22 protein-coding genes, 5 pseudogenes and 2 riboswitches are annotated in these 22188 nt (G+C 34.5%); of the genes and pseudogenes, 6 read left to right on the top strand and 21 right to left on the bottom strand.

Annotated features, from left to right (window positions below; translation table 11 throughout):
• Positions 1 to 8: 8 nt before the first annotated feature.
• Positions 9 to 692 (bottom strand): copper homeostasis protein CutC, encoded by a 684-nt coding sequence (locus tag C564_RS0121790; protein WP_003198497.1) that lies wholly within the window; start codon positions 690 to 692, stop codon positions 9 to 11.
• Positions 693 to 1068: 376 nt separating this feature from the next.
• On the opposite strand from C564_RS0121790, the gene C564_RS0121785 reads away from it, so the two are divergent.
• Positions 1069 to 2217: an SH3 domain-containing protein gene (locus C564_RS0121785; RefSeq protein WP_003198495.1), complete on the top strand. Its 1149-nt coding sequence runs from the start codon at positions 1069 to 1071 to the stop codon at positions 2215 to 2217.
• Between the two features lie 618 nt (positions 2218 to 2835).
• Here the strand turns inward: C564_RS0121785 and C564_RS0121780 are convergent.
• The 9 genes from C564_RS0121780 to C564_RS0121740 all read right to left on the bottom strand — a co-directional run bounded on the left by C564_RS0121780 (position 2836) and on the right by C564_RS0121740 (position 9400).
• Positions 2836 to 3057 (bottom strand): YdbC family protein, encoded by a 222-nt coding sequence (locus C564_RS0121780; RefSeq protein ID WP_003198493.1) that lies wholly within the window; start codon positions 3055 to 3057, stop codon positions 2836 to 2838.
• Between the two features lie 201 nt (positions 3058 to 3258).
• Positions 3259 to 3921, bottom strand: coding sequence for a methionine ABC transporter permease (locus C564_RS0121775; protein ID WP_018766826.1), 663 nt, complete (start codon positions 3919 to 3921; stop codon positions 3259 to 3261).
• Entirely contained in the window at positions 3911 to 4672 is a 762-nt protein-coding gene (locus tag C564_RS32455; RefSeq protein WP_018766825.1) for a methionine ABC transporter ATP-binding protein, read from the bottom strand. The genes C564_RS0121775 and C564_RS32455 overlap by 11 nt, the downstream gene beginning before the upstream one ends.
• 6 nt (positions 4673 to 4678) lie before the next feature.
• The gene (locus tag C564_RS0121765) at positions 4679 to 5839 is read right to left on the bottom strand and encodes an acyl-CoA dehydrogenase family protein (protein WP_003198488.1); all 1161 of its coding nucleotides are present in this window, start codon (positions 5837 to 5839) and stop codon (positions 4679 to 4681) included.
• A gap of 13 nt (positions 5840 to 5852) precedes the next feature.
• Positions 5853 to 6671, bottom strand: a complete 819-nt coding sequence (locus C564_RS0121760) for a MetQ/NlpA family ABC transporter substrate-binding protein (protein ID WP_018766824.1) — start codon at positions 6669 to 6671, stop codon at positions 5853 to 5855.
• A 59-nt stretch (positions 6672 to 6730) separates the two neighbouring features.
• A riboswitch (SAM riboswitch) is annotated at positions 6731 to 6820 on the bottom strand.
• Between the two features lie 171 nt (positions 6821 to 6991).
• A complete protein-coding gene (locus C564_RS0121755; RefSeq protein WP_018766823.1) occupies positions 6992 to 7621 on the bottom strand; it encodes a YdcF family protein in 630 nt (209 codons plus the stop codon).
• A 329-nt stretch (positions 7622 to 7950) separates the two neighbouring features.
• Positions 7951 to 8448 (bottom strand): GNAT family N-acetyltransferase, encoded by a 498-nt coding sequence (locus tag C564_RS0121750; protein WP_003198479.1) that lies wholly within the window; start codon positions 8446 to 8448, stop codon positions 7951 to 7953.
• A gap of 9 nt (positions 8449 to 8457) precedes the next feature.
• A complete protein-coding gene (locus C564_RS0121745) occupies positions 8458 to 9036 on the bottom strand; it encodes a GNAT family N-acetyltransferase (protein ID WP_003198477.1) in 579 nt (192 codons plus the stop codon).
• A gap of 73 nt (positions 9037 to 9109) precedes the next feature.
• Positions 9110 to 9400 carry a hypothetical protein gene (locus C564_RS0121740; RefSeq protein WP_003198475.1) on the bottom strand — a complete coding sequence of 97 codons (291 nt, stop codon included), beginning with the start codon at positions 9398 to 9400 and terminating at the stop codon, positions 9110 to 9112.
• A gap of 250 nt (positions 9401 to 9650) precedes the next feature.
• Between C564_RS0121740 and C564_RS0121735 the strand changes: the two genes are divergently transcribed.
• Positions 9651 to 10259, top strand: coding sequence for a CPBP family intramembrane glutamic endopeptidase (locus C564_RS0121735; protein ID WP_018766822.1), 609 nt, complete (start codon positions 9651 to 9653; stop codon positions 10257 to 10259).
• Positions 10260 to 10309: 50 nt separating this feature from the next.
• On the opposite strand, the pseudogene C564_RS36310 reads toward C564_RS0121735, so the two are convergent.
• From C564_RS36310 to C564_RS0121725, 3 genes and pseudogenes are all read right to left on the bottom strand, one after another.
• Positions 10310 to 10462, bottom strand: a pseudogene (locus tag C564_RS36310) (IS1595 family transposase); the annotation flags it as partial.
• 89 nt (positions 10463 to 10551) lie between these two features.
• Positions 10552 to 11754: a M20 family metallopeptidase gene (locus C564_RS0121730; protein ID WP_018766821.1), complete on the bottom strand. Its 1203-nt coding sequence runs from the start codon at positions 11752 to 11754 to the stop codon at positions 10552 to 10554.
• Positions 11755 to 11845: 91 nt separating this feature from the next.
• Positions 11846 to 11950, bottom strand: a riboswitch (SAM riboswitch).
• Between the two features lie 86 nt (positions 11951 to 12036).
• Positions 12037 to 14346: an AAA domain-containing protein gene (locus C564_RS0121725; protein ID WP_026008658.1), complete on the bottom strand. Its 2310-nt coding sequence runs from the start codon at positions 14344 to 14346 to the stop codon at positions 12037 to 12039.
• Between the two features lie 113 nt (positions 14347 to 14459).
• Here C564_RS0121725 and C564_RS0121720 point away from each other — a divergent pair, with 113 nt between their 5' ends.
• Together C564_RS0121720 and C564_RS0121715 are read left to right on the top strand one after the other, a co-directional pair.
• Entirely contained in the window at positions 14460 to 14849 is a 390-nt protein-coding gene (locus C564_RS0121720; RefSeq protein WP_003198468.1) for a VOC family protein, read from the top strand.
• 141 nt (positions 14850 to 14990) lie between these two features.
• Positions 14991 to 15659 carry an alpha/beta hydrolase family protein gene (locus C564_RS0121715; RefSeq protein WP_306474245.1) on the top strand — a complete coding sequence of 223 codons (669 nt, stop codon included), beginning with the start codon at positions 14991 to 14993 and terminating at the stop codon, positions 15657 to 15659.
• Between the two features lie 69 nt (positions 15660 to 15728).
• Here C564_RS0121715 and C564_RS0121710 read toward each other — a convergent pair whose 3' ends face one another.
• From C564_RS0121710 to C564_RS33705, 8 genes and pseudogenes are all read right to left on the bottom strand, one after another.
• Positions 15729 to 16724 carry a D-cysteine desulfhydrase gene (locus C564_RS0121710; RefSeq protein WP_018766818.1) on the bottom strand — a complete coding sequence of 332 codons (996 nt, stop codon included), beginning with the start codon at positions 16722 to 16724 and terminating at the stop codon, positions 15729 to 15731.
• Positions 16725 to 17063: 339 nt separating this feature from the next.
• Positions 17064 to 17315: pseudogene (locus C564_RS0121705) on the bottom strand (DUF4073 domain-containing protein); the annotation flags it as partial.
• A gap of 155 nt (positions 17316 to 17470) precedes the next feature.
• Entirely contained in the window at positions 17471 to 18232 is a 762-nt protein-coding gene (locus C564_RS0121700; protein WP_018766816.1) for a CPBP family intramembrane glutamic endopeptidase, read from the bottom strand.
• A 98-nt stretch (positions 18233 to 18330) separates the two neighbouring features.
• Positions 18331 to 18678, bottom strand: a complete 348-nt coding sequence (locus C564_RS0121695) for a DUF4260 domain-containing protein (protein ID WP_003198457.1) — start codon at positions 18676 to 18678, stop codon at positions 18331 to 18333.
• A gap of 130 nt (positions 18679 to 18808) precedes the next feature.
• Positions 18809 to 19480 carry an ABC transporter ATP-binding protein gene (locus tag C564_RS0121690; protein WP_003198455.1) on the bottom strand — a complete coding sequence of 224 codons (672 nt, stop codon included), beginning with the start codon at positions 19478 to 19480 and terminating at the stop codon, positions 18809 to 18811.
• Complete coding sequence (locus tag C564_RS0121685; RefSeq protein ID WP_018766815.1) at positions 19480 to 20544, bottom strand: ABC transporter permease; 1065 nt, start codon at positions 20542 to 20544, stop codon at positions 19480 to 19482. Before C564_RS0121685 ends, C564_RS0121690 begins: the two co-directional genes overlap by 1 nt.
• A gap of 131 nt (positions 20545 to 20675) precedes the next feature.
• A complete protein-coding gene (locus C564_RS32450; protein ID WP_003198452.1) occupies positions 20676 to 20966 on the bottom strand; it encodes a response regulator transcription factor in 291 nt (96 codons plus the stop codon).
• A gap of 118 nt (positions 20967 to 21084) precedes the next feature.
• Positions 21085 to 21761 (bottom strand): annotated as a pseudogene (locus tag C564_RS33705) (ABC transporter ATP-binding protein); the annotation flags it as partial.
• Here C564_RS33705 and C564_RS37675 point away from each other — a divergent pair.
• Positions 21756 to 21848, top strand: a pseudogene (locus tag C564_RS37675) (IS6 family transposase); the annotation flags it as partial. The pseudogenes C564_RS33705 and C564_RS37675 sit on opposite strands and share 6 nt — an antisense overlap.
• A gap of 178 nt (positions 21849 to 22026) precedes the next feature.
• A pseudogene (locus C564_RS37670) lies at positions 22027 to 22183 on the top strand (GIY-YIG nuclease family protein); the annotation flags it as partial.
• Between the last annotated feature and the right edge of the window lie 5 nt (positions 22184 to 22188).

The following is a 22188-nucleotide window of genomic DNA, read 5'->3' as shown; positions in this document are numbered from 1 at the left end:
CTCTAGTATTATAATGATTTTGTTAATACCACTAGATCTTGTACAGATTTTTGATCTACTTCAGCAAAACAAGATTTACCTTCTCGGACTGCAGTACCAACATGTGCTTCTGAAATTCCTGTTTCGTTCAATAGTCGCTTTATATTTTCTTTTGTCACACCACTTCCAACAATGAGCTGGATATCCCCTTTACTTACTCTTTGCATTTCATGAAGTACAGGTATATTTTCCTCTATCGTCCCTTGACCACCAGAAGTTAAAATATGAGTTATCTTTTCAAAATTACGTAATATTTTAACTGCACCAATAAGATCATCCACTTCATCTATCGCACGATGAAATGTGATATTAATCCCATCTACAACAGATAATAAATTAGCTAATTTTTTTTCATCAACTTGATTCTGCTCATTTAATACACCTAAAACAACACCTGCTGCACCAAGTTCTTGTGCAATTAAAATATCTTCTTTCATCATTTCGATTTCTTCTGTTGTATATATAAATGACTTAGCATGGGGACGAATCATAACATGGATAGGTATGTTTGCTACTTTCACCGCTTTTTTTATAAAAGCATAACTTGGCGTTAATCCACCTTCTGTATATGCTGAAATTAACTCAATTCGATTTCCACCAGCTTTTTCAATTTGCTTCACATCTTCTAAACAAGTTGCAATGACTTCGAGCATGAAACTACCTCTTTTCGTACTTTTTCCACATTATTATACCGCAGCATAAATAAGAAACCTAGGTTTCTCATATAAAACATAAAAAAAGGAATTGAAAAGAAAGATTTCGAAACTCCTTAACAGATTCATTATTTTCTCAAAATTGTTACGTTTATCACATGAAGTCTGTGAATTCTATAAAGCAGTTAATCTTCCTAGAAAATATCGGATAATTTCCACGCCTCATTTAAACCATCAAATATTATCGTACAAATAAATCTTATGTTGAGAAAAACAAAAATCTCTTTCATTTATTTCCATATTCTTTATATTTCTGTTATTCTTGTAATATAATTCTAAATTTTACCACAAATTATACAAGGGGGCTCATTATACGATGAATATGAAAGTTACAACATTGACAGCAGCAACTGTCGCAGTCACTTCTCTTCTCCCATCAATTACTGAAGCGGATATGAAAACAGCTGCTGTACAACCAAAAAACAACGTAAAAATCGGATATGTAAAACTTGATAAAGTCCAACTATATCAAGAAAATACAACAAATGGTGATTCCCTTGGCAGTATTTCATACAATACACCTGTTACCATTCTCGAAACTACACGTGACTGGTATAAAGTAAACGCTCAAAACAAAATTGGTTACATACAAAAATCTAATTTGTCGTTGACAAAATTAAATCAACAGCGTAACCAACATATCGTAAATGCAAGCGCTTTAAACCTTCGTTCAGAACCAAGTATACAATCATCCATCCTTGACGTATTACCAAACGGGACATTTATCTCCGTTCAAGAAACACTTAATGACTGGTATCTCATCTCTTACAACGGAAAAATAGGATATGTAAAAAAAGAATTTGTATCACATAACTCACAACCATTCGTTAAAGGAATCACTATACAAAATAATTCTTATTATGTTGCAACGCCTAAACTAAGGGTAAGAAATGGTGCAGGAACAAATACTGCTGTTATTGGTTCCTTGCAAAATGGGACACAAATACAAGTAGTAGGCACAGTAGGTACATGGTATAAAATTCGTTTTGGCTCTGGATATGGATATGTTGCAAAGCAATATGTATTACAAAATAAACAACAAGAACAGTCTGCATCACCTTCAATACCTGCTGTTTTTAAATTTCCAACACAAGGACAAGTTAGCTCAAACTTCGAAGTCAGATGGGGGCAAATGCATTATGGTGTCGATTTTACGGCAACTGGAGATAAGCCTATTCGTGCTGCAGCTGCTGGAAAAGTTATCAAATCCTACTATTCTAGCAGCTACGGAAACGTCGTATTCGTCACTCATTACATAAAAGGAAAATTATATACAACTGTTTATGCACATATGAAAAACCGATCTGTACAAGCTGGAGATCGCGTTCAAACTGGACAAGTGTTGGGGCAGATGGGGAATACTGGACATTCAACTGGGCAACATCTTCATTTCGAATTACATAATGGGGAATGGAATTTTGAAAAAACAAATGCCGTTGATCCACTTCCTTACTTAGTACGGTAACATCTTATGCTACGTAATATTCCATTACTCATTGAATACCTAGCTTTTTTCGGCCTAATCTGTTGTTTCATTATTTATGATACAAATGTAATTTTTTTAAGTATGCTCATCCTATTTGTATGCTGTGAAATATTGCGAGAGGTATATAAAATACGATTAAGAAAACACATTTCTCATCTATTTACATCACTCATTATTATCGTTTGTCTAATCACTAATTTAAAGATCGATGGTCTATTTATATCAAGTATGTTCCCTATATTTTTTATAAGCGTTCTCCTTATCGTATCCCAATATATCTATGTACCTGAACATCACAAGAAAGAAGATAAAGAGGTAAAGATTATATAGTCTTTTCCGACATATACGTCCATACAAAAATAATTCTAAAATGAAATGCTATATATACAAAAAGCCACTTTTGAAATAATGATTCAAAAGTGGTTTTCTCTGCACAAATCATTTCGTTTTTATCCCGCATTAACGGACAGTAACACTCCCGCCTCAAAATTCAGTAAAAGCAAAGAAGTTAGATGGGAGATGAACTTGTCCGTAAAAGCCCGATTGATGAGGGCTGATAATCAGTGGGGATAGCCCCCCACTGATTAAAGTTTTACTTTATAACTCCATACGATTTAAAATATCTTTTAATGCCTTTAACTCTTCAACCGTCAATGTAACACCTTTTCCCATTTTGTCATGCTCTGGTGCCCAATCACGCAGATCATATTTTGGCTCTTTTCCGTTCCAACTGATTAAATTGAGCTCTTTATTCCAGCCTTTAGGTGACTGTGATAAAGTTCCAAAAATTTCTTTAATATCAAATTTAATTTCCGCCACTGTTATTCCCCCTTTAAAATATATATTCCCTATTTAGATCTCCTACATTCTCTCATATCTATATCGATAGGGCTAATTTCCCACACATCTACCTCTGATTCATTATGAACTACACTGATTGTTTGAACTTAGCAGAATACCCTCAGCAATTCATCTTTCACTATAAAAGGCTCCGGTGTATACCGAAGCCTGTTTTCATACTTACCGTTTATCAATTTTTGCAGCAATCCTATTCCCAATGAATTGAACAGATTGAACGAGAATAACAAGCATAAGTACCGTAACAATCATAACGTCTGTTTGAAAACGATAATATCCAAAACGAATTGCTAAATCGCCGACACCGCCTCCGCCAACAACACCTGCCATGGCTGAGTAGGAAATAAAACTTACTGTTAAAACTGTTAAGCTTAATACAAGGCCTGAACGCGCTTCAACGAGCAATACTTTCCACACAATTTGCAGTGGCGTCGCTCCCATTGCCTCAGCAGCTTCAATTACACCTTTTGGAACCTCGCGTAATGCTTGCTCTACGAGTCTCGTAAAATAGGGAATGGCTGCTACTGATAAAGGAATCGTTGCAGCGATTGGACCAATTGTAGTTCCTAATAAGGTTCTTGTAAGTGGTACAAGAGCCACTAGTAAAATGATAAATGGAAATGAGCGAATAATATTTACAATGCCGTTTAAAATACGATGGACAATATTTTGTTCCAAAATTTGTCCTTTACTTGTAAAATATAAAATTACACCTAAAGGAACACCTAAAATAATTGCTGCTCCAACTGAAAGTCCAACCATTAATAATGTTTGTAAAAGTGATGTCCAAATCTCTGGAAGCAGTGGGATAACATTATTGAACATGTGCAATGCCCCTCTCTTGTTCTACACCTAATAGAAGTTTTGCAATTTCTGTTGTTGGTTTTAGATGTTGGTCACGTAAGTGGAAAGATTCAACAACTTCTCCTTCTTCCATCACCGCTACTTTATTACAAATTTGTTTAATTACATTCATTTCATGCGTTACAATTACGATTGTAACTCCTAACTCTTTATTTATCTTTTGTAAAAATTGCAAAATAGATCGTGTCGTTTTCGGATCGAGTGCCGATGTCGGTTCATCACAAAGCAATACCTTGGGATCATTTGCTAATGCACGAGCAATCGTAACACGCTGTTTTTGTCCACCACTTAGTTGAGAAGGAAAATGATGCGCTTTATCACTTAAGCCAACAATCTCCAAACACTCTCTTACACGTTTTTCTCTCTCTTCTTTTGAAACTGATTTCAATTCTAATGGTAAAGCAATATTATCCGATACGTTTTTATTATGAAGAAGATGAAAATGCTGGAAAATCATACCAATTGACTGTCTTGCTGTTCGTAAATCTTTCTTGGATAACTTTGTTAAATCTTTTCCATTTACAATAACTGCACCTGAATCTGGTTTTTCCAATAAATTCATTGTACGTAATAATGTAGACTTTCCAGCACCACTTAATCCAGTAATTCCATATATATCATGTTCCTCAATTTGCAAAGAGACTGATTTTACACCGTGAAATAAACCTTCTTTCGTCTGAAACGTTTTATTGATATCGCATAACGTTATCATTTTCACTCACTCCTTTTCAATTGATTTAAACGCATCATCTGCTAGTAATGAGAGTGTTATATCATCCATCGGTGGATTGTGTAAACCAGCGCGAACATTTAAATAATAGCGGTGCAGTGGATTCTTTTCAGATAAGCTTTTTGCCCCTACAATTCTCATTGCCTTATCAACAATTGATATCGCCGCATTCGTCGCAATATATTTCGCTGCTGCTAATTCCGCTTGTAAAGATTGTTTATTTTCCACCTCATCATATTTTTTCGCAACTTGGTATAAAAAAGTACGAGCTTGCAAGAGTTCCAGCTCTAATTCGCCTACTAATCTTCTAACGTTTGGAAGCAAACTAATTGGGTGATTTAAACTATTCGGTTGATATGCTTTCGCAAAATCAATCGCATAATTTCTTGCAGCCTGCGCAATCCCTAAATAACATGCTGGTATATGAAGTAACCATCCAATTCCTTTCGGTTTCGCCTGTGAACCTTTTACATCTGTAAAAAATTTATGCGGGATTTCAACATTCTGTAATACAAGATCATGGCTAGCCGTTCCACGCATCGCAACACTATCCCATGTCTCTTCAATCAACACACCCTTTTCGTGTCTTGGAATCACAAATTCTCCTATCTCATCTCGCCCTTCAATGCTTGCAGATATGATGAAATAATCAAGTACTGGCGCCATCGTTGTGAACGTTTTTCTTCCGTTTATAATCCACTTATCGCCTTTTTGTACAGCTAATGTTTCTGGTTTTCCTCCCCGAGTAGGACTCCCTGTCTTCGGTTCAGTTGCCGCCCTGTTAAAAAGGGCGCCTTTTTTTACTTCTTCACAAAACCAAGAAAACATCTCAGGTTTCCATGAGCGATTTTCCGCAAGTTCCTTCACAATTCCAAGATGCCATCCAATAGACAAAGCTGTTGCTCCATCTCCCTCTGCAATCTTCTCTTGAAATAAAACAAAATCATATAATGAAATTGCCTTCCCACCAAAATCCTTCGGAAGAGTTAACTTTGTATAACCAATACTTTGTAAGTCTTTAATATTTTCAAAAGGAAAAGAGCCTAGTTCGCTCAGTTGATGTTCCCTTCCTGCAAATTGCGGAATGAATTCTGTTATCTTCTCCAATACGAGAACTTGTTCTTCTGTTTCTATAAATGATAATGTCATGTCAAGATCTCCTTTACTTTAAGTAGTCAGGAAGCACAAACCCTTCAAATTGTTCTTCAGACTGAATCATCTTTTTGAACTCTGGTGAATGGTATGCTTCAATTAAATCTTTCGCAAATTGTTTTTCTTTATCTTCATCACGAACCGTAACAATAATTCTATGTTGTGAAGGTGTTTTTTCTAATTCCAGTGCCTCTTTTAACTTATGTCCAGATGAAATGACAAGATTTCCGTTAATAATGCCGTAATCTAAATCTTTCATTGCCCTTGGGATTTGTGGTGATTCAAGTGGTACTAATTTGAAATCTTTCTTTTTAAACGTTATATCTTTTTCGGAAATTGTTAAAATATTTTCATTTTCTTTTAATTTCACCCAGCCAATCCCTTCTAAAATACGTAATGCCCGTTCTAAATTAACTGGATCATTTGGTACCCCAATCTTCATTCCATCTTTCAAATCATCTAATGATTTATGTTTTTCAGAGTATACACCTTGAGGTGCTGATGGAACTTGAATAATACTTGAAATTTCCGCATTATTTTCTTTTGCGTAAGACTTCATAAAAGCAGTACTTTGAAATATATTTGCATCAATATCCTTATTCGTTAATGCTGGATTTGTTTCGTTTGGTGAATTAAACTCAACAATTTTAATTTTGTACCCCTTTTTCTCTAAGTACGGTTGTACCGCTTTTTTCACTTGATCACTGTATGGACCAGGTGTAAAACCTAAACGAATTTCTTTTTGATCGCCCCCTGATGTCTGCGTGCAACCCGTAATGATAAATAAACTACATACAATACTTACAAGTGCAAAAAATAAACGTTTCATCCCTTCTCCTCCTACTAAAAAACAACCTTACATATTAAGAAGGTTGTCATCTCTTTTCCTTCTTATCTACTCGGAATTAGCACCTTTTTTATTACAGATAGGTTGCTGAAGCTTCATTGGGCCGTTCCCTCCACTTCTCTCGATAAGATTATATTTGATTATGCATTCTATTGTGTCACTATTCCGATGAAAATACAAGGTTTTTATTGAAAGTTTTTTCTATAATTTGTAAAGTTATAGAAAATCCAAAGCATATTTGCATAAAAAAAGGATAGACTCCGTAGAACCACTCTACCTTTGTCTATCCTTTTCTTTATTTTTTAATCACCTTTCAATATACGCAAAGGTAACGATGCAACATATCCAATATAAGAACATAATTCTTTAAAGAAAAATGGAATTTCCGTATCTAATGTTTTATATGCTGATGTTGGCGTTGGTGATGCATATGCATCTATCCCAATATGCTTCGCTATTCTCATCGCTCGCTTCATATGAAGAGGATCACTTACAATCGTATACGTATGTAAGCCATTATCAATTCCAACCTGTTTCGCATTCTTTAAATTATCTTCTGTAAAACGCGACTGTGTTTCAATTAATATATCTTCATCCTTTACGTTATGCTTTAATGCATACGCTTTCGCAGTACGTGCTTCTTCCTGCTCTGCTTCAAATTTAGTACCACCTGTAAAAATAATTTTTTTAATACTTCCATTCTTATACAAAGAAATCGCATGATTGATTCTTTCACGAAATACAGGAGATGGTTTTCCGTTCCAAGAAGCTGCTCCTAGTACAATAGCAGCATCTGTATCCACCTCATCCGTTTTAAAGCGATAACTCCAAATATCGTAAGCTGCATAACTTACAAATAGAATGATAGAACTAACCATGAGCAAGAACACTTGCAAGACTCTTCTTTTTTTACTTTTCTTATTTTGTTTCATTTGTACTGGCCCCCGTGCATTATCCATACTTCTAAAAAATAATCTATTTTAAATCATTATATTTGAGTTCATTTGAAAGAAGGCACTTTTCTCAACAATTGATTCGTGCTATAAAGGGTTTTCATTCAAATAGAGGATTTTTAATTTACTATTTTTTGTGGTGCATATTTTATGAATTTAATTTATGTACAAAATTTCTCATACAACTCCATTGTAACGAATTTTTTCACAGAAGGGAATGATGAAACAAAAGTATATAAAAGAAGTAATCATTTTGTAAGAAAAAGAGGTATATTTTTTCCCTCTTAGGGACGTATACCTCTTCCACTTCACTTTACAATCCAATATTTCATATGTTGTTCTTCAAGCACACATGTAAAACCGGCTTTTTCTAACACTCTACTTGAAGCGGCATTACTCGTTAAACAATCTGCTTGAATCGTTTGCACTTCTTCATTCCGTTCTAACCATTCAACGAAAGCTTTTGCCATTTCAGTCGCATAACCCTTCCCTTGATATTCTGGTACAATACTATATCCGATCTCTACTGTACCAGTTGGATCGGGCGCACCTTTACAACCCATATCACCAATAATAACATTATCTTCCTTATGAACAATCAGTCCACTCCACTTACTTTGCTTTGGATTTTTCCGTAAGCCTTCCGCAACCCATGGTAAAATATCTTTATAATCAGGCATTGGCCATTCTAAAGATATTTTATATGGTATGATTTCTTGCAGCTCTTCTCTGCCTTTTATCGTTGCCTCAACAAGTTCTAATGTAAAAGGAATCATCTTTAGTCTTTTTGTTTCAATATTTGTCATGTTTGCCTCCTATTTATACAGGTCCATTTTGTGCAGTAATCGATCTTTCACGATTGGCCACTCGCTTGCAATGATGCTATACACTACCGCATCCCTTATATAACCGCTTGGTAACCTTCTCTCATTTCGTAATATCCCTTCTTTTACTGCACCTAACCGTTCAATTGCTCGTTGTGCTTTTTCATTTCGCAAGTCTGTTTTTATTTGCACGCGCAGCATTTGTAATTCTTCAAACGCATATTGCAATAACATATACTTACATTCCGTATTTATACTCGTTCTCTGTACACTCGGATGATACCACGTTTGACCAAGTTCAACAGTCTTGCTTTCTGTTGATATATTGTACAAACGTGTACTGCCGACAACTTCATTCGTTTTTTGATCTATCACAACAAATGGTAAATCCGTTCCCTTTTCATATCGTTTTACTGCCGTTTCAACATATCGCTCCATATCTTGATAGCTATCCATTTTAGCTATTAAATACGTCCAGATTTCTTTATTTCCTTCCACAATTGAAAATAATTTTTCTACATCATTTGTATCTATTAATCGTAACATTGCTCGTTCATTTGTTATTTGCATGAACAATTCCCCTTTTCTATGTATCTAGCTGTATTATAATTAAAAATGCACTATCTATCAAAATATTTAAAATTTATTTTCTATCACTTAAAATCCAATAATACGAAAAAGAAGACTCACTTTGTACAGAAGAAACTGTAAAAGTACCTATCATTTCATTTTCCTTTAAAATGATGTAAGTGTTTTTATTTATTACCGCTTGAATGATCTCTTCGTCATCTCCACCTTCTAAAAGATACTGCCACTGGTCAATTTCTTGCTCTTTTAACCACTGTGCAACTTCTTTTAGCATTTTAACAATGAGAGGACTTTCATCATTATGTGCAGTTCTAATTTGATAGCCTTCAAGAATATTTTGATACAATTTTTCTTCCTTCCTTTTAGCACTTCGGCTTTTTACTTAAATAAAAAAAGAAACACTCTACCTTAATATATAAAATTGAATGGTGACGTCTTTTCTTTCCTTTACAAAGGTTCCATTATCATATGGTATAAATAAAGGCTGTTTTCTAAAAGATTGTTGCTTTTTAAATAATTATTTGTAGATATTATATCTTCTGATAAAATAGTAAAGTATTTTCATTATTCTAAAGTCACAGGAAAGAAGGTAAGATATGAAAGATATAAAAGACAAAACCAAGAAAACAAAAAAGGATTTCAACCCAAAAGACGCTGTTTTAGTATTCTCTTCTTTTACATTCATTTGCGTGGCTATCATTTTTATTCTTATGGTTTATGATGTACTCACAATTCAAAATTTCCTATCATTCGATAAACCAATCCGAATGATAATGAATATATTTATTGCTTCGTTTGCTCTACTTTTGTTTGGTGTAATGTTAACGCTTTACATTCCCTCGAAATACATTGACGATACAAACAAGAGTTATCAAAAGTATTCACTGTTAAGTATTTTTGCCTTTATGTTTTTAGGAGCGTTATTTGAAGAACTTTTGTTTAGAGGAATTATTCAAAATTTGCTTTTCATATTTATAGAGAACCCATGGATTGCAATTATAACAACTACTTTATTTTTCTTAGGTTTTCATACTCAATACTTCAAAAAGCCTATAATGCTAATAAATATAAGCGTTCCAAGTTTGACTTTTGGTTGGATATATTTTGAAACAAACAATATTTTAGTACCATTTGTTGTACATTTTCTAATGAACTTAGGAATAACGCTATTATTCAAATACAATTTAATAAGGGTTAAAAAATAACTTAGTTTACTGATATTTCGACCTCAATCGACTCTTAGTTGAGGTCTTTTTTATGCACTTCTCAACATCTCAACTGTTGTACAATTTGATTTCTGACACGCTGAAATAAGCATTTGTTCTACTCGTTTATCAAATGCTAAATTCTTCCCTAATTCAAGCCAATGGAACCAATAGAGATAGTTATCTAAATAATAAGTTCCAACTTTTATAACTAAAAAAGGCTTAGAGATTTCTCCAAACCTTTTTTATCTAAATAGAATTCTAGAAAACTATTTCTCCAATACTAATCACATTACTGATTTCGCTGCGCCCCTCTAAACTCCTCCTTAATTTGATCAAGCGTTCCTTCTTCTGTAATTAATCGATATGCTACATACGCTAATACTTTTGCGGATGTAACTAATGCTTTATCGCCAAGTTCCGAACGAGCTGCTTCTCTAAATTCATTCGTATGTGCAACTAAATTATCCGGCCCAATTTTAATATAAGGATGAACCGTTGGTACGACTTGACTCACATTTCCTGCATCTGTTGAACCGATTCCAAGTCTCTCTATACGATTTACATCTTCACCAAGGTTTTCTAATTCCTCAGCAACCACCTCATTAAATGTCTTCGTCACTAATAATTCATCAATTTCATTTTGAAATTGATTGATTTTTACTGTTGTTCCTGTTGCTAGCGCTGCACCCTTTGCAATATTTCGTACCTTTTCAGTTATTTCAACACATCTTTTACGTGTTGCTGCGCGAATAAAGAAACGGGCTGATGCGTAATCCGGAATAATATTCGGTGCCTTACCACCCTCAGTAATGACACCATGAATTTTCACATCTGATGGAAGCTGCTGACGAAGTGCGTTAATCCCATTGTAAAGCTGAATCACCGCGTCTAATGCATTAATTCCTTCTTCAGGTGAAGCAGCCGCATGTGCCGACTTTCCATAAAAATGAAAATCAAGTGGATCAACTGCGAGTGACGGACTTGTTGTTGCTGTTTTTCCACTAGGGTGAATCATAAGTGCTGCATCAATATTGTTAAACAAACCTGCCTTCACATAACTTGCTTTTGCACTTCCATTCGGCCCACCTTCTTCTGCTGGTGTTCCGAATACAACGATTTCACCGCCGATTTCTTCAATTGTTTCCGATAATGCAATGGCTGCTGCAACGCTAATTGTACCAATTAAATTATGACCACACGCATGGCCTAATCCAGGCAAAGCGTCATACTCTGCTAAAAAGGCAATTGTCGGCCCTTGTTTCCCTGAACTTTTCCCTGCAATAAATCCTGTTTCATGTCCTGCGATATTGTGCTGAAGCTGAAATCCTGCACTTCCTAAAAGTAAACTTAACGCTCTAGATGCAAAGAATTCTTGATTACCAATTTCAGGATTCGCATGTATATCATGACTTGTTTTTAAGTATTTTTCTCTATTTCTTTCTATACTTTCAGTAATACTATTTCGGTGTGACGTTACTTGTTTTGTTCCCATTTCCCATTCCTCCTTTAAATTTGCACATAAAAAAGCCTCTTTCTAAAAGATAGAAAGAGGCTTGAACATACAGATTCAAAAATGACCTTCTTTCTTATCTTTCAAGTCTTTCACTTGCTGGAATTGGCACAGTATTCATATTGAATCCGCTGCCGAGGTTTCATAGGGCCAGTCCCTCCACCTCTCGTGATAAGAAAATCGTTTTTATTTTCATAAAATTATATTAAATTATTTTCATTCTATTTTTATTCCAAGTAAATGTCAAGGAATTCCGATCTGATTTTAACGAATATCTAAAAATCCTTTTAAAACGCCAATCGTTTCAGGCGCCTGCATTCTTGCACATATATAAGGGAATTCTGGACTTCCTTCAAACATCATTTGCGATGTTAACGGAGCACCTACCCAAAAGATCTCATCATCAATACATACAAATGGGAGTGATTTATTTTGCCTTTGTACTCTCACATTTTTTAATGGAATTGGTCCATCGCTATAGATTGTTACCTGCGCTGTTGTACGCATTAACGCCTGCCATACCCTTTTATCTACTTGTCTTGTACTTGGGAGCGAAATAATAATTTTTTGTTTTGCTGACAGAATGTCTTTTAATAATGCTTTCGTCTCTTCCAAATTCATTTGCATAAACCATCTCAAGCGTTTTGTAATTTTTCGTTCTAACAATGGACGTGATGTTGTACGATCATATACATTTCCGTGTCTTTCTATGTGAGAAGTTAAGTGAGATAACGCTTGTTTTCTAGAAAGATTTTTCCGCATATATTGACAGTCCGATAACTGAATGAGCTTTCCTCTTGCTCTCGTTACCGCAACATTTACAAGACGATGATTCTTATGATCAAAGAATAACACGCCAGGACGTTCCTGCGGATAACTATCTACTGTATCAAAAATCATCATATCGCGTTCAGATCCTTGAAATTTATGAACCGTCGCTGCTAGAATAGGTGTATTTCGATACTTTGTTTTTTGCAATATTTCTCTTATACATGTTGATAAGAAACGGGACTGCGCGCGATATGGCGTTACAACTCCAATCGATTGAACGCCATCTAATAATCCAATTAAAATCATCTGCATTGCAACGAAACCGGACATAATATTAAAACGAGAACCAGAAGCGGCATCTTTTAAAGAGTAAGCTCCCATTAAACTTGTATCAAACAGAGCTGTCGCTTCGTTTGCAAACGGCTGTAATTTCGCTAATTCTTGTCTTGCCGAAACAGAAGGATGGTCGAACACTCTATTCTTATAAATAAATGAGTTTGTAAATTTAGATATATCCGCATGCATACGTCTTTGTTCTTGCAGCATAAATAGATTCGGATGTGTCTCGCACTTGTTTACGGATTGGACAATCCCTGCATGATAAAACATATCTTCTCCTAACCACTTTCTAACAAGCTCATGATTTGCCATCGCAATTGGTGGCAACTGTAAAAAATCACCACAAACGACAATTCGCTTACCAAGAGAAGCAGCTAATGCGATTTGTGGCACATATGCCATACTCACTTCATCTACAACAACTAAGTCAAATGTTCGTTCATAAATAAGAGAATCAATTGCACACTTAGATAGTGTCGCACCTATTACCTTTGCATTTTCAATATATTCTCTTTCTACTTCTTTAATTTTCGCTCTTTGTTTTCTAAGATCTCCTTCAATTTCTTGCATACGCTTTTTATCAGAAGCAGTTGCCTTATAAGATAAGATTTTTTGACGAAGATCTTGACGCATTTCTTCTAAATAAAGCTTTTCTTCTCCCCATGAGCCATTCGCTGTTTCCACTAATCTAGAAGCAAGCAACGTTTCATGATTACGTATATGTTCATGTTGACTAAATCCATACCGGACGATTTCCCCTGGTGTCCATTTTTCTTTTTTTTCTATTTGCTTTGTAACCTCACTCATTAATACATCAACCGCTGCATTACTATGAGCAAGTACAAGTACTGATTTTCCTTTTTGATAGTGCGCTGAAATAATACGTGATAAATTATAAGATTTTCCTGTTCCCGGTGGGCCCCAAACATATGTTGTCGGATTATAAAAAGAACGATATGCCAGTTCATTCTTCGGATTTTTCATCTTTTCTATATGCTTTGGCGTACTTTTTCCATCTAAAAGACGCTTTACGCGTTGACGTTTTTGTTTATCTTTTCGTATTTCTTTCAATCGCTCTTGCAATTGCTCTAATAACTGCCATGGTTCACTATATAAAATCGCTTCTCTTATTTCGCCTTGTATATAATCATTTAATTTCAGTTCGATTTCTAATCCATGTACAGATAGCACTTCTCCTGTTGCTTCCTCACCATCAAATTCAATCCGAATGGGTGTACCATCAGGTAAGCTTACTTCCGAAATAAGCTGAAATACATACACCGTACTCTCATAATCTGTATATAAAAAATGGCCATTTATAATCGATAATTTACTGCCGCCTATCGTTTTCCAATGTTTAATTTCATATGCTAACGCCTGATGCCACTCTTTCATCGTTTCCGTTAATGAAGGAGCTTGCGAAGTTGTATTCATACTAATGTCTCCTTCCTTCTCTCCAAACATACTTTCTCACTATATCATATAACACGATAAAATTTGTAAGGTTTTTATCTTGCTTATTTTCTTAATTTTCAATATTATGATACATATGCAATTTATGGGATGAAGGAAGCAACATGCCAGTAAGAAGAATCGAACATGTCGGAATCATGGTTGCAAACTTAGAAACGTCCCTTTCCTTTTATGAAGAAGTAATTGGACTAAAGCTTATCAAACGTATGGGACATCCAGACCCAAACTTAAAGCTTGCTTTTTTAGGTGTAGAAGAATCACAAGAAACAATTCTTGAATTGATTGAAGGCTATAATCCTTCTCTTCCAGCAGAAGGAAAAGTGCATCATATTTGCTTTAAAGTAGACTCTCTAGAAGATGAAATTGAAAGACTGAAGAAGTTAGGAGTAACTTTTTTATTAACAGAGGAGATTGAAACATTACCTGATGGAACACGTTACATTTTCTTCTCTGGCCGTGATGGAGAATGGATTGAGTTTTTTGAGACGGAGTGATAAGGTAAAGCTTTTATCAGTAAGGGCATTCATTCCCTCACTTATTTATTTATGGAGGTGAACCGATACATTGAATCAAACAGACATTCAACTAGGAAACATACACGGTCTCTTATTACAGCCCACACAACAGAATAAAAAATAACAATCGTTTTCTATCATGGATGGGGATCTAGTCAAATCTTTTTAGGTATCATCTTAACTAACTTTGGATATACCGTAATTATTCCAGAAATTATTTATCACGATTCACGGACAGCTTTAGAAAATCATTTTTCTAAACCGATAATGGAACAATATTTCTGGAAAACCATTTTGCATACTGTTAAACATGATATAAATGATTTATTTACTAGTATCTATGAGAGTGAATACTGCTTAGGTCATAAAATTGTAGTTCTCGGAAGTTCAATGGGTGGATTCATATCCTCAGGAGCTTTTATCAAAGATTCAAAAATTGATGCACTTATTAATATAAATGGTTCAGGAGCTTGGATAACTTCTGAAGAGATTTTTCAAAAGCAAGGCTCAAATATCGCCAATGAAATTCATATGATTAGAAAAATGGATCCTATTCAATCTATCGAACGCATTCATAATCGACCTATACTATTATTACACGGGGCAAGTGATGCTGTTATCTCGCCTCTTGGACAACAAACATTTTATGAAAAAGTACAATCACACCATCAAGATACAACAGCTAACATTACATTTATGCTATACCAAAATATCAATCATTCTATAAGTATTCCAATGATTGAAAAAGTAGTAAACTGGTTAGATGAGCAATTTGTTCTTTATAGCTAATTAAGACAGACAAGCAAAGCTTACATAAAAAAGCAGCACCACTTATTTTGGTGCTGCTTTTCTTACATATTAGGAAAATAGCGATGTATTCGCATATAACGCCGGAGAACCACCTGAATGTACAAATAGAATGTTATCTTCTTTCTTAAATGTACCTTTTCGAATTAGGTCGATCAGTCCAGCTACTGCTTTCCCTGTATATACTGGATCCAGTAAAACCCCTTCTGTTTTTGCTAATAGCTGAACAGCTTCTACCATTTCAGGTGTTGGTAAAGCGTATCCTGGTCCAACGTATTCATCAAAACATGTCACAGCCTCACGCGGAATACTGTTTAGAATCCCAACATGCGCTGAAGTTTCTTGCACAAGCTTACATACTTTTTCTTCTTGTTCAGCTTTTCCGCGGCTCACATTCATTCCAATTACCGGGATCCCTGTTTGTCTTCCATAAAATCCAGTGATCAAACCAGCATGCATGCCCCCGCTGCCACTTACACAAACAACCGCATTGAAATCTATCCCTTGCTCAAACGATTGAGCCATAATTTCCTCTGCACATGCAATGTATCCCATTGCACCGGTAGGATTGGATCCTCCAACTGGAATTACGTATGGTGTATGCCCTTTTTCAGTTACTTCTTTGGCCACTTTTTGCATCTCATCCATAAGGTCAGTTCCGTTTGGCACAACGATTACATTTTCAGCACCTAATAAATGATATAAGAAGTAATTCCCATTAAAGTCTGGTTTTTCTTCTGGTACAAGTCCTTCTTCTAATACAAGAATGCATTTCATTTTCTCTTTTACCGCAGCCGCTAATGTTAATCGGCAATGATTGGACTGAATACCGCCAGCAGTAATTAACGTATCTGCACCTTTCGCCTGTGCATCCGCCACAAGGAATTCTAATTTTCTTGTTTTATTGCCACCAGCTGTTAAACCAAGTAAATCATCTCGTTTAAAATAAATAGAAGGTCCTCCTAGGACTTCAGAAAAGTGATTTAATTTTTCAATTGGCGTATATGATTCTGTATATTTTTTTCTGGGAAATTTCGCTAAATTCATACTAACGCTCCTTATTTACTCTTTATCTAAAATTAAAATAGTAATTCAAATATCCATCAAACATTATCTGTTCACTAATCATAACTCTTACACTTTTATTAGAAAAGTCTTCAGTAGCCAAACAACCCTAATGGATTTTTAGCCTGAATTATTTTCAGGAAACATTTCTCAGTATACTTGATTCATCGTAGTAAAGCGACTCTAATGATTTAAAAAACATGATTTCCCCTAACATTTCACTCACTTTTTTATAAACGCACAAAAAAGAGCTTTATCATAACATAAAAGCCCTTTTTATATAGAAGATATACATTATTACTTTCATACTACTTTTCTAAACTATTTATTAGCTGAAAAATGAACAATCCGTGTTAAACCTGGATGTAAATTCATTTCTCCTTTATGGCGCACATATACCGTTTGATCCCCTTCAAATTTTGGAGGATTCCCCGCATTATATGTATGCCATTCGTTTGTTCCTTCTATAGAATATTCCATGTACTCTGTTGCACCGACAAGAATATTCTTTTTATCATCAGCTATTACATCGAGTTCCATTTGCGTCATTTTCCCATCATGAACAGATCGCTTTATCACGCTGCAGACAGCGTTCGCAAAATAAAATTGTGCCCAGAGAGCAGCATTTAAAATCCACGATATAACATGTCGGTAAGTTATATCCCTTAATAGGGGACTTAAGGTTTGATGAAGGGAAACTCGAAATAGGTTTCCTTGCTTTATCTTTGTTAACCTGTTAATAAGGTACTTTTTCTTTTTATCACTAATTTATACACTATAAAGACACAAATCCCAAAGATAAGAGTTGAACAGGCTGGTAAAATCTTATCATTTGGCACGTATACGCTCCAAAAAGAATTCATAAGTGCATGGAAAACTAGACACATAAAAATACTTTTAGTTGCATTATAAATTGTAGTATATATGAAGGATACGGCAATTATCGTGATTATAAAGTATATAAAATTTATTTGAGACTGGTTAGTGCCTGGAATGAACCATAACGGCAGGTGCCAAACAGCCCATATTATGCTCACAATCATGGTGCTTAAAAATGAAGAAAACCTTTTTTGAAGTGCAGGTTGCAAGAATCCCCTCCATCCGATTTCCTCAACTCCACCACCAATAATCATCATTGGAAAATTAAATAATGCAACGTATAATGGCTTTTGCATCGTTGCCCCACCAAATAGCGTTGGCAGATAACAGCTAATAAAAGCTAGAACAATGAGCAGAATATACCATGCAAAATGATGTTTAGCGTTAACAATGTTTTTGATAAAAACTCTAAACTCCTCTTTTGATCCATATTTTTTCTTTAAACTAATTGCAATAATTGCTGGCATGATACCTCCGAAAACAAACAATATCATTGCTAATGGAGTACCGAATGTGGTAATATCCCATTTTATCAAGCTAATTAATAGTCCCCAGAGTATCCATGTAAATATGAACGTGCATATTAAGTATCGTTTCATATCATTATTCATATACCTATCCCTCTTTGTCGCGATTAGATTTTAAAATGAATATAGCTTGGTACATAAAAAGATTCATATGTATGATAAACGTTTATTCCTACTGTATTTTATAACTTCTGAATATGCGTATCCTTAAAATCCGTTTGATATTTAAGACCATATCCGAACAGACGATCCATTCCAATATGAGCTGTCCAAATTAAGCCGATCATAAGAGTCACATCTGATTTTAGAAATAAACCGATCAAAATCAGTAATATTGATACTATGTAAGTATGAAACAGGTTATAAATCTGCGCACCAATACGATTATTAATAAGATATGCTAGCATTGAAACATCAGGTACTAAAAGCAACAAGAAGAATATTAACCAGCTAAACTCATTTAATGCATATATATAAATGGTCGCTATTAAGACAATAAGCCCTTCCATATGTATGATTTTTTTCTCCATATTTTATCCTCCTCCCTTATAAATAACGGAATAATAAGACTATTATAACATTTAATTCCAAAACCAGTCTAAACGAATTATCATGTACAAAAAAGCACAGGAATCCACCCTGCGCTTTTTCTTATACTACCTATACTAACTTTCCGTCACGTAATGTTAAGATACGATCACATACATCAAGCATTCTTTCATCATGCGTAATCATAATTGCTGCTTTTTGACTTTCTTTTACTTCTCGTTTCATCATTTCGACAACTTCGCGCCCACGTTTTGAATCAAGGCTTGCTGTTGGTTCATCCGCTAATATTAAATCCGGATTATTCATGAAAGCACGAGCAATTGCAACCCTTTGTTTTTCTCCGCCAGATAATTGATTTGGATAATGATTTTTTCTTTGAGATAATCCAAATGCAGCTAACAAATGATCCACACGCTTTTCGGATTCTTTTCGGTCTTCTTTCTTTAATTTTGCAATGTAGAGTAATTGTTCTTTTACATTTAAATAGGGAACAAGATTTGCAAACTGAAAAATGAACCCGATTTTTCTTAAACGAATATCTGTCATTTCCTTTTCTGATAAACGCGTAATATTTTGTTCACGAATGTAAATGTTTCCTTTTGATGGTGATAATAACGCACCAGCAATTGATAACAAAGTACTTTTCCCTGATCCAGAGGGACCAACAATACCGATAAACTCTCCCGCCTTCACATCAAGTGAAATTGGATGTAGAGCAGTTACTTCTGTATTTCCTTCTCCGTACACTTTACTTACTTCCTCTAATTTTAATAATGAAGTCATTACATGCCACCTCCAATTGCTTCTAGTGCATCAACTTTTAACACTTGATATAGGGAAATAAGTGTTCCTAGAATACTAATGACAATAAAGATTCCTGCATATTGGCCAATCATTGTCGTTGTTAATAAAAATGGCATGCTTTCTGGCAAAATCTTTTGCAATCCTTCTACTAATACAATGCTTATCACCATTGCGACAACAGATAAGAATAATGCTTGCACAACTAAAGTATTTGCTAAATACGAATTTTTCGTTCCAATTGCTTTTAATACACCTAATTGCTGCGTTTTTTGTAATGTAATGACATAGAAGAACACACCGATTAATAAAGCAGCAATCACAAGCAAGAACGCAATAATCATTGTTAATGTTCCTTGTTCTTCTTTATACCCTGGAATACTTTGAAGAACTTCTTTTTTCTCTATCACATGTGCATTTTTCACTTCTTTATCAGTACGAAGTGCAATTGCGCTATAATCCTTTTGATTTGGCTGCGCAATTTGTCCCCATACATCTTGATTCACATAAACAATAGGTGTGTGACTAAACATTTGATCTTTCGTAAAGCCAACGATTTTGAATTCCTTTTTCGAAACTGGATCAATAATTGTATCGCCAATATCTATGCCTTTTTCTTTAATCGATTCGTCAGCAACCATTTCATCTTGTGCTGTTCCTAATGCATTCCCTTTCACAATCTTTGGTTCCAAGAACGTGTCACGTTCACTTGCAAAAATTGCAATATCAACCTTTTTTGAACTATCCTTCTTTTCATACGTAGAAACCTTCACATGAAATGGCACAGCATCTTTTGCATCTACTTGCCCTACTACATCATCCACATCTTCTTTCTTTATTTGTGAACGGAGTAATTTATTTTCTGCATCATCTGCTAATACAAATTTTGTTGCATCCATATTTTGAATTGATGATGCATTATCATACGATAAACCATTTGCTAATCCAGAAATCACAAGAACTAAAAATGATAATAAAATCATGATGAGCCCGATTAATCCATATCTTAATTTTGATTGTTTTAATTCACGCAGAGCTAGAAACATTTCGCTCGCTCCTTCCTATTTCTTTCTATGTACTCATCTTAAAAAAGAAATATGAACGGAATATGAACAAAAGATTACAATCAAAAAATTACCATTGAATGAAATGTATTGGATTCAAGCCCATAGTTTCATTAACGATTTCTATAATGAGGTTGAATATATCCTAATTGTATTCCTTTTGTTACAGCTTCTAATGAGGATGAAACATCCAATTTATCAAATATATGTTGAATGTGGTTTGATATTGTGCGTTCACTAGCATATAACATAGTAGCAATTTCTTTACGCTTATATCCACCACATAGTAACTGTAAAATTTGTTTCTCACTATCGGTTAATTCTTCAACATAGTCCATAGACATTGGAAAATAACAAATACCTTCGTTAATTTTAATTAAAATTTCCAACAACTTATCTGGCATAATATTTTTATTAATAAAGCCACTGAAACGAAATAGAACGAATAGAAGGAAAAGTTATTCTTCAGATTCTTTGTTGCTATTGTTAATAATCCCACAGTCATGCCTTCCTTTCACACTCTTAGTTATATCGATTTTCATCAATTTTTGAGATTTCCTTTAATATCTCTTCAAAAAATTCTTTTCTACCCTTTTCGTTTCTTTTTAATTCTTTCAAAATATTCCCATCCTTGAATATTAAGATTCTACTTGAAAAACTTGCTGCATAAGCGTCATGGGTTACCATCAAAATTGTTGTATGAAGATCCTCATTAGCCTCTCTTAACTTTTGAAGCAGCTCTGTTGCAGAGTTTGAATCTAACGCGCCGGTTGGTTCATCTGCAAATAATAAATGGCTCTTACTGCCGCAACCCTCTGCTTTTGTCCTCCAGAAAGTTGACTAGGGTACTTTGATAATTGTTCGAATATGCCAAAACGCTTTGCTAAACTTTCTATAGTCGATTCGATTTCGTTTGGAGATTTGTTTAACAGAGTAAGTGGCACAGCAATATTTTCCTGCACCGTTAAACTATCAAGTAAAAAATACTCTTGAAAAATAAAGCCTAAATGATCCTTCCTAAAATCCGCAGTTTTGTTATCATTAAGTGTTTTAATATTGACACCATTTATCAAAACATCTCCATCTGTCGGTGTATCAATAGTTGATAGTATATTTAATAAAGTTGTCTTTCCAGATCCTGAAGCACCCATAATACCAATAAATTCACCTGATTCAATATCAAAAGATACTTTATTCAGTCTCTATATAAACAAAGGCGAAGTCTTCAAAGAGACTCCGCCTTTTCAACGTACAATGAACTTCAACAATTACTAGCTACTTCTTAAACATTGCTCCTCATTTACCAACCTGTTTATGCTTTTTTCAAACTTTGCAACAGAACCATTCGTTTGGTTTTTTGACAATATCCAAACGTTATTATAAAATGTTTATATATGCGTAAACGAAATAAATTTATGTTTATTTATATTCATAAGAGATAGGAAATGTTAATAACAATAAAGAAATGGGTATACCACCAACAAAGAGCTGCAAAAAGAATGGAACCAGTACGGAAAAGATGCTTTCATGATTGACATACTAGAAAAATAGAAAAGAAGAATTATTAGCTCTTGAAGAAAAGTTACAACCATATGGAGAACGGGGTTATAACCAAAAATAGTCTTA

Origin of the sequence: Bacillus sp. 105MF (genome assembly GCF_000374885.1) — a bacterium.
GTDB classification, from domain to species: Bacteria; Bacillota; Bacilli; order Bacillales; family Bacillaceae_G; genus Bacillus_A; species Bacillus_A pseudomycoides.
This window is presented reverse-complemented; position numbering and strand designations above follow the sequence as displayed.